Origin of the sequence: Parabacteroides sp. AF17-3, assembly GCF_003635445.1 — a bacterium.
Taxonomy (GTDB): Bacteria; Bacteroidota; Bacteroidia; order Bacteroidales; family Tannerellaceae; genus Parabacteroides; species Parabacteroides goldsteinii.
Window position 1 is genome coordinate 134,300 of the sequence record NZ_QTMM01000003.1, and the last position, 14,735, is coordinate 149,034.

The 14,735-nt window shown below is 44.1% G+C and carries 9 protein-coding genes; 8 read left to right on the forward strand and 1 reads right to left on the reverse strand.

Features of this window, described 5'->3' with window-relative positions; translation table 11 throughout:
* The first annotated feature begins 181 nt into the window (after positions 1 to 181).
* From DWW91_RS05035 to DWW91_RS05070, 8 genes are all read left to right on the forward strand, one after another.
* Complete coding sequence (locus tag DWW91_RS05035) at positions 182 to 3,379, forward strand: TonB-dependent receptor (protein WP_122327138.1); 3,198 nt, start codon at positions 182 to 184, stop codon at positions 3,377 to 3,379.
* Positions 3,380 to 3,391: 12 nt separating this feature from the next.
* Positions 3,392 to 5,257 (forward strand): RagB/SusD family nutrient uptake outer membrane protein, encoded by a 1,866-nt coding sequence (locus tag DWW91_RS05040; RefSeq protein WP_122327139.1) that lies wholly within the window; start codon positions 3,392 to 3,394, stop codon positions 5,255 to 5,257.
* A gap of 25 nt (positions 5,258 to 5,282) precedes the next feature.
* Positions 5,283 to 6,869, forward strand: a complete 1,587-nt coding sequence (locus tag DWW91_RS05045) for a sulfatase (RefSeq protein WP_122327140.1) — start codon at positions 5,283 to 5,285, stop codon at positions 6,867 to 6,869.
* Positions 6,870 to 7,663: 794 nt separating this feature from the next.
* Positions 7,664 to 10,156, forward strand: coding sequence for a hypothetical protein (locus DWW91_RS05050; protein ID WP_147426530.1), 2,493 nt, complete (start codon positions 7,664 to 7,666; stop codon positions 10,154 to 10,156).
* A 32-nt stretch (positions 10,157 to 10,188) separates the two neighbouring features.
* Entirely contained in the window at positions 10,189 to 10,857 is a 669-nt protein-coding gene (locus tag DWW91_RS05055; RefSeq protein WP_122327142.1) for a B12-binding domain-containing protein, read from the forward strand.
* 11 nt (positions 10,858 to 10,868) lie between these two features.
* The gene (locus DWW91_RS05060; RefSeq protein WP_122327143.1) at positions 10,869 to 11,870 is read left to right on the forward strand and encodes a uroporphyrinogen decarboxylase family protein; all 1,002 of its coding nucleotides are present in this window, start codon (positions 10,869 to 10,871) and stop codon (positions 11,868 to 11,870) included.
* Between the two features lie 11 nt (positions 11,871 to 11,881).
* Positions 11,882 to 12,592 (forward strand): vitamin B12 dependent-methionine synthase activation domain-containing protein, encoded by a 711-nt coding sequence (locus tag DWW91_RS05065; protein ID WP_122327144.1) that lies wholly within the window; start codon positions 11,882 to 11,884, stop codon positions 12,590 to 12,592.
* A gap of 28 nt (positions 12,593 to 12,620) precedes the next feature.
* Positions 12,621 to 13,685: a uroporphyrinogen decarboxylase family protein gene (locus DWW91_RS05070; RefSeq protein WP_122327145.1), complete on the forward strand. Its 1,065-nt coding sequence runs from the start codon at positions 12,621 to 12,623 to the stop codon at positions 13,683 to 13,685.
* A gap of 33 nt (positions 13,686 to 13,718) precedes the next feature.
* On the opposite strand, the gene DWW91_RS05075 is transcribed toward DWW91_RS05070, so the two are convergent.
* The gene (locus DWW91_RS05075) at positions 13,719 to 14,660 is read right to left on the reverse strand and encodes an AraC family transcriptional regulator (protein WP_122327146.1); all 942 of its coding nucleotides are present in this window, start codon (positions 14,658 to 14,660) and stop codon (positions 13,719 to 13,721) included.
* Positions 14,661 to 14,735 lie beyond the last annotated feature (75 nt).

Genomic DNA, 14,735 nt, shown 5'->3' on the forward strand with positions numbered 1-14,735 from the left:
GAAAAGTACGATTGTTGACATCGGTATGTCTCGGAAAGTGCAACTTTGCCTTTGCAAATATTAACTAAACAGAGCGTGCTTATGAAATAGGGTTAATTCGATGTTATTGGATATAGGTGAATTTGAAAAAACTTACCTGTCTTGAGAATTAAATTATGTTGTTTACTAAATTTATTGTTTTATGAAAAAATCTTTTCTAACATTCTTACTGATGTTGTTTTGCTTGGCAGGTTTTGCTCAGCAAACAGTAACGGGGGTTATCCTCGAAGAGGCAACTTCCGAACCTTTGGCCGGAGCAGCTGTTCAGGTGAAAGATTCACAGAACGGTACGATTGCCGATGCCGATGGCCGTTTTTCTATCTCGGTATCACCCGGACAAACATTATTAATATCTTATATTGGTCTGATCCCTCAGGAAATCCTGATAAAGGAAGGCATGAAGGATTTAACGATCAAGATGCTTAGTGATGCGGTTGATATTAATGAAGTAGTTGTTGTCGGTTATGGCGTGCAGAAGAAAGTGAATCTGACCGGTTCCGTATCTTCCGTTAAGGGAGATGTGCTGGAACGTCGTCCTGTTGCCGATGCCGTACAGAGTTTACAAGGGATGGTTCCGGGTTTGCTGGTAAGCAATTCCGATGGTGGCCGTCCGGGTGGAGCCGGTACTTTGACATTACGCGGACAAGGTAATCTGGATAATAATGCGGCCCCTTACGTCCTGGTCGATGGTGTGGAAATGAGCCTCACCGATGTAAACCCCAGTGATATTGAAAATATATCCGTATTAAAAGATGCGGCTGCTTGTGCTATCTACGGTGCACGTGCCGCTTACGGTGTGATTCTTGTCACGACAAAGAAAGGGGAAGAAGGTAAAACGCGCATCAACTACCAGGGTACGGTCGGTTGGAGTACACCGACTGTTCTGCCGGATATGGTCAATTCGTATGATTTTGCACAATACTGGAATGCCGGTGTAACCAATGCCGGTTCTCCGCGTTTGTACAGCGATGAGAAACTAGCTTTGTTACAGCAGTATATCAATGATCCGAGCAGTGTCGATCCGTGGTTCGAACTGCCTGCCAATTCCAATATGAACCCGGCTTTCGAAAACTCGGAGTCTGGTGTCGGTAATGTGAACTATTTTGATTTGCATTATAAGAACTGGGCGTTTAAACAGAATCATAATATCAGCCTGAGCGGTGGTGGTAAGGCTGCACAATATTATATTTCAGGTGGTTACTATTCGGAAGACGGAATCCTCCGTTATGCAGATATGGATTATAAACGGTATAATTTTGCTGCCAATGTTACTTCGCAGCTGACTAGTTGGATGAAGTTGAAAGTGAATACCAAATTCATGCATTCCGACCAGAATACTCCGTTTGGTGACGGTGGTATCAGCGAAGGTTTCTATCATTCACTGGCTCGTTTCCGTCCCACAGTTTCTCCGGTCGACCCGAACGGTCATTTCACGGAACTGACAATGATTCCTTATCTGCAGAGCGGAACCTATACAAATACACAGCGTGATAATATGAATATCACTGCCGGTTTGGATATTCAACCTGTTAAGAACTGGTTTATATTCTTCGACTATACCTATAAATTAGGAAATAAAGAATACGAAGCACTAAATGTCAGTCCGCTTATTTATGGTGCCGACGGTGTCAGTACCTCAAAAGGTGTTCGTGCGGAATTGGGTATGTCTCCTGATGGTAAGTTTACCCGTAGCTATGACCGTACACGTTATCAGTCGATCAATTTGTATACAAATTATCTTTTCAGCTTGGCTGAAAAGCACAACTTTACAGTAATGGCTGGTTTTCAGGAAGAAGATTATGAGTTCAGTCTGATGAAGAACTCCATTACCGGCCTGTATTCGACCAGCAATCCGAATGTTGGTATGGGAACCGGCGACAAGACTGTCATCGATACCCGTAACGGTTGGGCAACCCGCGGTTTCTTCGGACGTATCAATTATGATTATGACGGACGTTATCTGGTTGAACTGAACGGACGTTATGACGGCTCTTCCCGTTTTGCCTCAGGCAATCGTTGGGGATTCTTCCCTTCCGTCTCTTTGGGATGGAACATTACCCGCGAACAATTCATGAGTTCTGTGACTGATGTACTGTCAAACCTGAAACTGCGTGCTTCCTATGGTTTGCTGGGTAACCAGGCCGGTGCTGCCTTATATACTTTTGCCGCAACAATGGAATTGAATAATAAGTTGGGCAATTATATTTTCTCTGACGGACGTCATATCTTTACACGGGCTCCGGGCGTTGTGAATCCGACTACTACCTGGGAAAAGGTGGAAAGTAAGAATATCGGTCTCGACTTTGGATTCTTAGGGAACTCTTTGACCGGTACACTCGATGTTTTCCAGCGTGATACAAAGGATATGTTAGGGCCCGGCGTCGACTTTCCGGATATTTTCGGAGCAGATGCACCTAAGACCAATAATGCACGGATGAGAAACCGCGGTTGGGAGCTTGCCCTGAATTATCGCGGACAGATCGGTAGCGATATTCAGTATACGATCGGTGGTTCATTGTCGGATGCAACTTCAGAAGTAACGGAATATGCCAACCCGACCGGAACAAATCCGAAAGAAAACTGGTATACCGGTAAAAAGGTGGGCGAAATCTGGGGGTATCGTGCCGACGGTCTGATCCAGACACAGGAAGAAGCAGATGCTTATAATGAAAAGTATGACTTGTCATTTATCAGTGGTAAACCCTGGACTCCGGGTGATGTGAAATATCGTGACCTGAATAATGATAATAAGATCAATAACGGGACAAATACATTGGATGATATGGGCGATATGACGGTAATCGGTAATACGACTCCGCGTTATCAGTACACAATTAACGGTTCTATCAGTTGGAAAGGCATCAGCCTGAGCATGATGTTCCAAGGAGTTGGCAAACGTGATTGGGATCCGGGAACAGGCGCTTACTTCTGGGGAAGCGGTCCCTATGCACAGGTAACTGTGTTTAAGGAACATCTGGATTTCTGGAGTGAATCGAATCCGGGAGCTTATTATCCGAAGCCCTATATCCATACGGCAGGCGGTGTTGTTCCGTTCCGTGATAAAACAATGACTACCAGCGACCGGTATATTCAGAGTGGTGCTTATTGCCGTTTGAAAAACCTGACAATCAGCTATGACCTTCCTGCTATCTGGACGAATAAAGTAGGTATGCAGAAAGTTCAGGTATTCTTCTCTGGTGAAAACCTGCTGACCTTTACAAAACTGAAAGGTATGTTTGACCCGGAAGCGATCTATACAAAGAACGACTACACCAGTGAGGGTGGTAAGAACTATCCGATGAACCGTGTAGTATCTGTAGGCTTGGTTGTTAACTTATAATTTAGAGATCATATGAAAAAAAGAAATATATTTTTAGGCGTGATTCTGGCTTTCAGCCTAACATCCTGCTTCGATATGGATAAAATGCCGGAAGGCGTACTTTCGACTGCGCAGCCTTTCAGCAGTACAGGTGAAATGAGAAATTATCTGGACATGTTTTATCAGATAGGCAATCCGAAATATGAAGATGATAAAATAAAAGTAAATTTTGGTAACGGCTTGCGGGGACAAGACTTCGGTGCCGGTGGTAGTGGTGACGGTATTGCCGGTTCTGATATAAATAGTGATAATATGTCATCCAGTTCTGTTAGCTCGCGTCTGGTAGGGGAGACTACTTTGAGCGGTGCAGCCAAACTGACCAATTATACGGCTATCCGTAATTTGAACTTTTTATTAGCCAATTTAGATAACTGTGTGGAACAGGGAAGTCCCGATTATGATCAGTATGTCGGCGAAGCCTATTACTTCCGGGCCTGGTACTATTACAGGATGTTTGTGGATTATGGGCCATTGACATGGGTAAGTACTCCGCTTGACCCTAATGAAGAAGAGATGCAGTTACCTCGGGATAGCCGGACCGTAGTGGCGGATAGCATTTTGGCCGACCTGGACAAGGCTATTTCTTATTTGGGTATACAGAATAATAGTACTTCCATGCGTGTCCATAAGGATGTTGCCCGTGCATTGAAGAGTGAAGTGGCTCTTTTCGAGGGTACCTGGGAGAAATATCATAAGGCAAAAGGCGATAAGTTTTTTGATCCTTCCGTAACGGATGAAAAGATTCGCGGGTACTTTACACAGGCTGCCGATGCCGCCAAAGATGTAATGGATCGCGGAGTATGGAAAATATATTCTACTGGTAACGAACTGGATGACTACCGCCAGATGTTTCAAACCACCGACTTATCGGCTAATTCTGAAGTACTTTGGTTTAAAATGTATGATGGCGATCAGGTGGGTAACAGTGTAAATCGTTATCTGAACCAGGGAGGAGGTAGCATCGGTGTTACTGCATCTTTGATCGATGATTATCTGACAAAAGATGGCAAACCGTTTATCGGTGCAGCATTGGTAAATGCAAAGAAGGTGTTTGGTGATGAGTTATTGCCTACCGTACGTGATCCGCGTTTGTCGCAGACGATCTGTACGCCCGGACAACAACTGCGTCCGGATGATTTGCCTCCTTACTATGTCGTTCCGCCACTGATTGGTACTTCGTCTTACAATCAGAATATGACAGGATATTCTTTACTGAAATATGTACAGATCGATTATACCGGTAGCCTGGATGCTGAAGCTAAAGGAGCAACCCCGGCAATCCAGTTCCGTTATGCCGATATCCTGTTAAATTATGCCGAAGCGTTGGCCGAGTTGGACGGAGCGGCCAATTCTCAGAAAATAATTGTAGCTTTGCAACCGTTACGTGACCGTGTTGGTATGCCTGCCGTAGATTTTGATCGGGAGTATAATCAGGAGGCTGATTATCCGTTCCGTCATCTGGATAAATATATTCAGGCTGTCCGTCGTGAACGTCGTATCGAGAAAGCCTGTGAAGGCCGTCGTCTGGAAGATATTCTTCGTTGGGCTGCTGCCGAAGAACTGATCGTTGGCAAATGGCCGAAAGGTGCCTTATTTACTGGAAGTAACCTGGAAAACCATCCCGCATTTGGCGGTAAGTTGGTTTACGACCAGGCTTCCGGAAACAATCTCTTCCTGACAGGTAAACCGGGTGACGCACTTCGTTATGTTGTGCCCAGCAATCCGGCAGGTTATGAGCAGGGATGGCGGTTTAATGTAGGTCGCGACTATTTGTTGCCTATTCAACCTCGTATGTTGTCTTTGACAGGAGGTAAATGGGAACAGAACCCGGGATGGTAATCTAATTTATACAAGTATATAGAATATGAAGAACATTAGGTCTAAAGTATTATTCTCATTAACAGGAGCAGCGGTGTTAGCATCGCTGCCTTCCTGCAAAGAGAAAAAAGCAGGGGCAGAGGAGGCTAAGAAGCCAATGAATATCCTCTACATTATGTGCGATGATCATTCGTTTCAGACAATCAGTGCGTATGATCATCGGTTCATCGAGACTCCGAACATCGACCGCATCGCCAAAGAGGGAGTCCGTTTTACCAACAGTTTCGTTGCCAACTCGTTGAGTGGTCCCAGCCGTGCCTGTCTGCTGACCGGTAAGCATAGCCATGCAAACGGCTTTACCGACAACACGAAAACATTCGACGGCGGACAACAGACGTTCCCGAAACTATTGAAGCAAGCCGGTTACCAGACCGCTATTGTCGGTAAATGGCACCTGACATCCGAACCTACCGGGTTCGATTACTGGAACATATTGATAGGACAGGGCGATTATTACAATCCTTATTTTATCGATAACGGAGAAAAGAAACAAATAGAAGGATACGCCACCAATATAACAACCGATCTGGCTATCGACTGGATGGACCAGAAAAGAGATAAGAACAAACCGTTCTGCCTGCTCCTGCATCATAAGGCTCCACACCGTACCTGGATGCCGGATACCTGCGATCTGGAATTGTATAAGGATGTTGTTTTCCCGATACCGGAAACTTTCTACGACAAATATGAAGGCCGTATTGCCGCTTCGCAGCAGGAAATGAGTGTCATTAAAGACATGGATCTGGTGTATGACCTGAAACTGGCTGACAAAGAAAACGAGATCCACTCCAATCCGGGATTGGAAAAAGCCGGACGTAATATGTACAACCGGATGACTCCGGAACAGAAAGCCGCCTGGGACAAGCATTATGACCCGATCATCAAAGAGTTCAAGGAAAAGAAACTTTCCGGCAAGGCGTTAGCAGAATGGAAATACCAGCAGTATATGCACGATTATATTCGTGTCATCCATTCGGTAGACCGTAATGTAGGTCGTGTATTGGATTATCTGGAAAAGAACGATCTGCTGGATAATACGATTATCGTTTATACATCCGATCAGGGATTCTATATGGGTGAACACGGTTGGTTTGACAAACGTTTCATGTATGAAGAATCTTTCCGCACACCGATGTTGGTTCGCTATCCGGGTGGCATAAAGGGTGATATTCCTGAAATGGTTCAGAATATCGACCATGCCGCTACCTTCCTCGAACTGGCAGGCGCTCCGGTTCCTGAAGATATCCAGGGTGATTCTTACCTGCCGTTGCTGAAAGGCGAGCATCCGAAAGACTGGCGTACTTCCTTGTATTACCATTATTATGAGTTCCCGGCCGAACACATGGTAAAACGTCATTATGGCGTACGTACAGACCGTTATAAATTAATGCATTTCTATAATGACATCGACGTATGGGAACTTTACGACCTGCAAAACGACCCGATGGAAATGAATAACATTTATAATAAACCCGGTACGGAAGAAATCACCAAACAGTTGATGGACGAACTGCACAAATTGCAGAGACAATATAACGATCCTATCGAATCGGAATTAGCAAAGAAAAGCTAACAGAATAAGTGAAATAGGTAAAGGAGATGTGGATAGTTGAACCCCTGGAGTCGAACAAAAAGGCTTCAGGGGTTCTTTTTATATATATCGTATAAATGCTTTATTCGCTTAAACATCTCAATAAAAGTTTATCAAAATAAATCCTTCATTCCTTCATCTATATGATATCTTGTTGGTTATCTTTATGTTACTGATAATAAATGATGAACAAGATGAAGGAAATGGCTTTGTTAACAGGTAGAAAAGAAGTAGGAGTCCGGTAATAGATAATTAGGTATATCCTAATAGTCTGCTATTCTGTAGGTTATATATGCGTTGTTGTTTGTCATATGTCGAACGCTTATCGCACAATTATCGAACAAGCGTTCGACAGATGGCAAACAAGTGTCAGATAATTGAAAAACAAGAAAGAAGAAAGCATATCAGGACTAAGGGTTCACTGGCTCTGTATTAGAATAAGATATGCTGACAGATAATCTTCCGGTAGATATTTACCTTTTTATGGTATTGGAAGCTATCAATTATTAGCTAAAAATCAGGGATTGAAAAGCGTTTCCTTCATTTTGTTCATTATTTATAAGTTGTAACACAAAGATAACCAATAAGATATCATATAGATGAAGGAATGAAGGATTTATTTTGTAAAACTTTTGTTGAGAGAATATGTCGATAATTGTATCATTCTGTCATGTATAAAGAACAAATCCTCATGTTCCAAAGAAAAATATATACAGACCTTTGTTCTTGAAATTTAATACCAATGTTTTTAATTACTAACTTAATTCACATAATTCATGAATATGAGACTACTGGTGACCTTTATCTTTTTAGGGATGTTTATGTTTGCTATTGATTCTTATGCCCTGAATAATAATGGGCCTCATGATCCGGCACTGAAAAAAATAACTATCTCCGATCCCGGTCAAAAGCTGGTTCTTCAACTCGACTATTCGGATGGTTGTAAAATAACGCAGTTAAAAGTAAAAGGTAAAAATGTATTATCCGAATCGGGTGTTTATACTGGATTCAGAACCAGGGGAGGTTCTTTTACCTCCTGTTCCGGTCAGGATGGGATTAAGGTGGAAGAGTCCGGAAATAAGATACTTATAAAGAATATCATTTATGGAGATCATTCGATAAGTGTAAATGAATCATGGAGCTTTGACCTGAATGGTGACAAGATCATATGGAATATCAACCGAAAATACAGTAACCTGGCAAAGCTGGAAGAAATGGCTTTCCCTCAATGGAATTTTGCAGACTTAGCCGTCTGGAAGGGAGGAATCCTGGATAACGGAGGAATGGTCTGGTGTAAATATTTGAGAGAGGTAAATGATACATACGGCGTACATACCGGAGGCGTTACTTTCTGGAATCCGGATACGGGAAATGCCTTGCGTATCAAAGCAAAATCGGATGGGAGACAGCTGGCGGCAAAATATTCGCAGAGTGATAAGAAAGAGTTTGTCTGTACTCATTTTGTGACAGATGAAGAATTGGAACCCCGGTATAATCTGAACCGCTTTGTCCATCAGCGAGCAGATGTGTTTACCCCTTTTAATGTTCGGAAAGGCGAGGTAAACATGACGTTGGAAATGGAATATGTCGATTATGCAGTTGCCTATTCAAGAGGAAACCTGCCCGGCATAGATGCGGAAGCGGTTCGTGAGTTGATGAATACGACCGGCAGATACGGGGTGGTGGATAATACGATTGTAGGAGCAAACGGATGGACTACCAACTGGAAATGTTTGCATGAGCCTTTCTTTGCCCAGATAGGAATGGCCTTGAATGACGGCAATTATGTAAAAAATATGTCCGCAACCTTAGACAGTGAGAGGGATTATGCGATAACAGCCGACGGACGTGTCCTTTCCCGGTGGCATAATGCGGATGAAGACCAGATGCCGGGAACATTCAATTACAAAACCGGATATTATGAAGCAAGATGGGGATACACGATAGATTCGCAGACCGGCCATGTGATTAACACAGCGGAACAATTTGACTTGTGTGGCGATATCGAGTGGCTGAAATCTCATAAAGCAGGTTGCGAGAAGGCGCTGGACTGGTTGATCAGAAGGGATTCGAATGGCAACGGCATTTTTGAGATGATGAATAACTCTATAAAAGAAGAGAAAGCAAGCGATTGGCTGGATATCGTCTGGGCCAGCTTCGAGAATGCGTTTGTAAATGCCCAGATGTATGAAGCCCTTAATCTGTGGGCCGGCTGTGAACGGGTTTTGGGAGATAAGGCAAAGGCTGATTATTATACGGCAGTGGCACAGAAGCTGAAAGATAACTTCAACAAGTCGATCCATGAGGGCGGTTTCTGGTCGCCGGAGAAAAAGCAATATGTTTATTGGAGGGATAAAGACGGTTCCGTACATGGGGATAACCTGGTTACTCCGGTCAACTTCGCTGTGATCGCCTTCGGTTTATGTGATGATAAAAGACGGATCGCCCAGGTACTTGAACAGATTGAGAAAAGAACGGTTGCCGAGAATTTGTTCCACTGGCCGCTTTGTTTCGACTCTTTCAAAAGAGAGGAAGTATCAGCAGGGAACTGGCCTTTCCCAACTTATGAGAACGGGGATATCTTCCCGACCTGGGGATACCTGGGAGTCAGGGCTTATGTCGGTTACGACAAGCACATCGCTTTAAAGTATATCCGTAACATCCTGGCGCAATATAAAAAAGACGGACTCTCTTCCCAGCGGTATAGCCGTAAGACACAGGAGGGGCAGGGTTCCGATATTTTGGCGGGTATCTGTACAAGTGTGACGGCTCTTTACCGCGACATTTACGGGATACGTCCGAAATGGAACAGGATGGGGCTGGAACCTAACCTGTCTGAGATACTTAACGGAACGGAATTTAATTATACGTTACGGGATACCGACTATCGCATCCGTTTGAGTGTCGATGATTATGAGATGCAGACAGACCGTTTCTCTGTTAAAAGCCGTGATGCTTTCGGAGCCTCTTTCCGGGAAGGCGGTTTGGTTCTCTATCCGCACAATGAAGAAAAAACAGTGTTGAAAGTCTTCGGTGAGTCGTCTTCACCGGTGGGTGTAACCTTGAAACAATGTTCCGGAAATGATATTTCGTGGGAGATGAATACGGCGGACAATTACCGGTTTATTATTGAAGGATTGAATCCGGCTTTAAAATATAAATTAGCCATTCAGGGAAAAACGACTCCTGTAGAAGTCGGGGTAGATGGCAAGGCTTCCTTTACTTATCCTTGTAAAGGAACAGTGAGAGTAAGATTATACGGCAAATAAAATAATTATTGAACATGCTAACAACAAAAACTATGAACGACATTTTAGAACAAATCGCATTATGTGTGGAGAACGGGAAAATAAATCAAAAATCTCCCTATCCGCCAAGCATGAAAGGGCAGTTGGGTGCCGACGAACTTACTTTACAGGCTTTGGAAGAGGGTGTTGCACCTGCGGATGTCCTCTCAAAAGGGCTGATTGTCGGTATGGGACGTATCGGAGTGAAATTCCGTGAAAACAAAGTCTTCGTACCCCAGGTCTTGATGAGTGCCAAAGCCATGAGTGGGGCGATGGCGCATCTGAAGAAGTATTTTATGGATGGTTCCGTCAAACGGAAAGGGAAGCTGATCATCGGTACGGTGGAAGGCGATTTGCATGATATCGGGAAGAACCTGGTGAGTATGATCGCCGAAGGAAACGGATATGAGGTAATAGATTTAGGCGTGGATGTTCCTGCCGAGAAGTTTATCGATGCCATAAAGGTGAATCCGGGTGCATTTGTTGGAATGTCAGCCTTGCTGACGACAACGATGGCCAATATGGAAAAAATCAACAAGCAGATCAAGTCGGAATTTCCCGAAGTCATCACCTGTGTGGGAGGTGCACCGTTGAACAATGAGTTCGCCCAAAAGATCGGCGCTGATTATTATACGGACGAACCGCAGGCATTGGTTGAGATATTGGATAAGCTGGTTGCATAAAAAAGAATGGTATGAATGTAGATAATTGGATCAGTGATATTATAAATGTACGCGAACGTTGTACCGTGCCGATTATGACCCATCCCGGCATCGAGATGATAGGGGCAACCGTGAAAGATGCTGTTCAGAGCGGAGAGAAACATGCACAGGCAATCTATGAACTGAGCAATAAGTATCCGTCGAAGGCGGCTACCGTGATCATGGACCTGACAGTAGAAGCGGAAGCGTTTGGGAGTTCCATCGCATTCCCTGAAAATGATATGCCGCATATTCTGGGAAGCCTGGTCGATTCGGAAAGTATAGAAGGATTGCAGATACCTTCTTTGTCATCCGGCAGGATACCTGAGTATATACTGGCTAATAAAATGGCGGCCGGGATGATCACGGATAAACCTGTGTTTGCCGGGGCTATCGGTCCTTTCTCTCTGGCCGGAAGATTATATGGCATGTCGGAGATTATGATTGCTTGTTATCTGGAACCGGAAGCTATAGCTCTGCTGCTCGATAAATGTACCCGTTTTATAGAAGATTATTGTATGGAACTGAAGCGGACGGGATGCTCCGGGGTTATAATTGCCGAACCGGCCGCCGGATTGTTATCGAACGAAGATTGTTTACAGTTCTCTTCCGTATATGTAAAAAATATCATCGACAAGGTACAGGACGATTCGTTCATGGTAATCCTGCATAACTGCGGTAATACCGGTCAGTGTACAGACGCCATGATATCCACCGGAGCGAAAGCCTATCATTTCGGTAATGCCATATCGATGACGGAAGTTTTGAAACAATGTCCGGGGGATACGTTGGTCATGGGGAATATCGATCCGGTAGGAGTACTCCGTATGATGTCACCGGATGAGATCGAGAAAGAGGTAACCTTATTATTGGAACAGACGGCAGAGTACCCGAATTTTGTACTGTCGACCGGTTGTGATGTGCCTCCTTGCGTACCGGAAGAAAATATCCGGGCCTATTATAATGCTTTATCAGCTTTTAATCGTAGCATGTAAATGACGTTTTGATGGCTGCATTTAGTTATTATAGTCCGACAGTCCGGGAAACAGGTATTCTTCCGGATGATCTGCTGGAAATGCTGCACGAAGAAGACCGTTCTCCGGATAATCCGGTAGTGTGCGAGGTAACGGAGGTTTTTGGGCAACTCTCTGCAATCTCAGATATACGGGGAGGCTATGCCGTTTTTGAGGACATAGAACGGTTCCCGGAAACAGGAGAGATACGGATAGCGGGACAGACTATCAAAACGTCCCGTAAAATCTGCCGGCTGATGGAAGGAGCAGAAAAGATCGCCGTTTTTATCTGTACGGCCGGACAGGGATTTTCGGATTATTCCGGAAAGTACAATAAAGAAGGTGAGTATCTGAAAGGGTATATCGTGGATACGATGGGGAGTGTTGTTGTTGAAAAGTCTATGGATTTTATTCAGTCTGAACTGGAGAAGCAAGTACAGCTAGAAGGAATGAAAATAACCAATCGGTACAGTCCCGGTTATTGTAACTGGCCTGTCGACGATCAGAAGCAGCTTTTCTCATTAGTACCGGCTCATACATGTGAGATCTCACTTTCAGCCAGTTGCCTGATGGTTCCGATCAAATCGGTAAGCGGTATTATCGGCATCGGCAGGAATGTGCGGAAAAGTAGTTATTCCTGTGATATCTGCAACAATCTCACCTGTATTTACCGGAAAGTAAAAAATAAGAATAATCAACATTGAACAAGCAATAAATAAACTGTTAACAGATATGGATAATATGACTCCCCAAGAACGTATTTGGGCAACAATAAACCGTCAGCCGGTCGATCGTCCGCCCGTCGACCTCTGGTGTACACCCGAAGTACTCGATTCACTCCGGAAATATACTTCATTGCAAGATGAAATGGCTGTTTATAATAAGTTGGGAATAGATAAAATCGTCTGGATATTTCCCGGTTACGGAGGACGTTTCTTCGATCCGAACGATAGCGGGGAGATAACGATGTGGGGTGTTCCTACCCGGATGGTAAAGGCTGGCCTGGCAACTTACCAGGAATATATCGATCCGCCGATTGCCGATTATATGGATCCCTCCCAGCTGGCTGGTTATCACTCCTGGCCTGACCCGGATAAATTTGATTATGCAGGAGCGAAGGCATTGGCAAAAGAAGCACGTTCCTGGAATTTCGCAACGATAGGTCCCTGGATATCTCATTTTGAGATTTATTGCCAGATGCGCGGATTGGAAAATGCCCTGATGGATACGTTGGCAAATCCGGATTTCCTGGATGCGACGGTAGAGCGTATCGACGCCATTCAAACCGTCATGCTGGAACGGATGCTGACTGAATTGAACGACGAGCTCGATATTGTATTTATCAGTGATGATATGGGAATGCAGGATAGTATGCTGATTTCCCTGGATTCGTGGGAAACGCATTTTAAGCACAGACTGAAGAACTGGTGCGACCTTATCCATAGTTATGGAAAGAAGGTATTGTATCATACGGATGGTGCAGTCCTTCCTTTGGTACCGGGATTGATCGAGTGCGGCATCGATATCCTGAATCCGATACAGCATGTTTGCCCGGGGATGGACAGGGCCAATCTGAAACAGCAATACGGAAAAGATCTTATTTTTCACGGGGGAGTCGAGAACCAACGCATCTTACCGATGGGGACAGTCGGTGAAGTGGTCGATGAAACCCGGAAATGCCTTGAAACGTTAGGCAAAGACGGTGGTTATATCTGTTGTTCATGTCATAATGCACAGGCCGGAACGCCGGTGGAAAATATTCTGGCAATGATAGATACGGTGAAAACATACAAGTAAGAATAAGTTTTGTTATAAGGTCTGATACGGTGTTTAAAGAGCTGTCTTCCCGTCATTTTCTGAATCGGAAACATGCTGTAGTTGGTTTGAAGAAAGCTGTTCCCTGTAAGCTAAAGGAGTGAATCCGGTATATTTTTTGAAAAGTGCGGTAAAATAAGTTGCATCTTCATAGCCGACCATATAGGATATCTCTTTGACACTCAGGGAGGAATTGAGCAGGAGGCTTTTGGCTTTCTGTAGTTTTAATTCTAATATAAAACGAGCCGGCGAGACATTCGTATATTCTTTGAATAGTTTCCGGAACCAGGAGTATCCCATATTGATCTGTTGAGCGACATCTTTAGGGGATATTCCTGTAAGGAAATTTTCCCTCATGATTATACGGGCCTGGTTGATTTGCTGGATAACGACATCATTTGTGAAATGTTGGTTGCAGTCATAATAGATAGCCATTCCCAGGATGAGGTTGCCAATCCCGGCCAGTGTTTGCTGGTAGGTGACTTGCTCGGAGAAAGCGAAATCTATAGCCTGGTTGAATAACTGGATGATATCTTCGCGTAACCCGACTTTATAAACTAACCGGTTTGTTCCGAAGAAGCCGTTTTTGAACCTTGCATCCAGATGAGGACCACGCATGCCTATCCAGTATTCCTGCCATCCGGTTTTTTTGTCCGGATAGTAGCTATGCCATGTATAGGGGGGGATTATCAGCATATCTCCGGCTGTTATCGGAATACTTTCATCGGGAGAAGTGAAGTAAGTCCCTTTCCCTTTAGAAATATAAATGAGCTGGTAATTATCGAGTATACGTCCGTTTTGGGGGGTAAAGTAATAATCTGTGGGATGTCCTACTTTGGGCGGATAGATTTTATAGTCTTTGCCGATTTCTGCCTGACCTACATTGTCAACGATCAATCCCCAGAGTAAATCTCTTTCGCTACTGACGAGGTATTTGAAAAGATTTTTGTTTTTCATATTCAGATGCAATGAACTTTGTACAAATATATATAAATCATATTACAATGGCAAGAGATCCATATTTGTTATGAT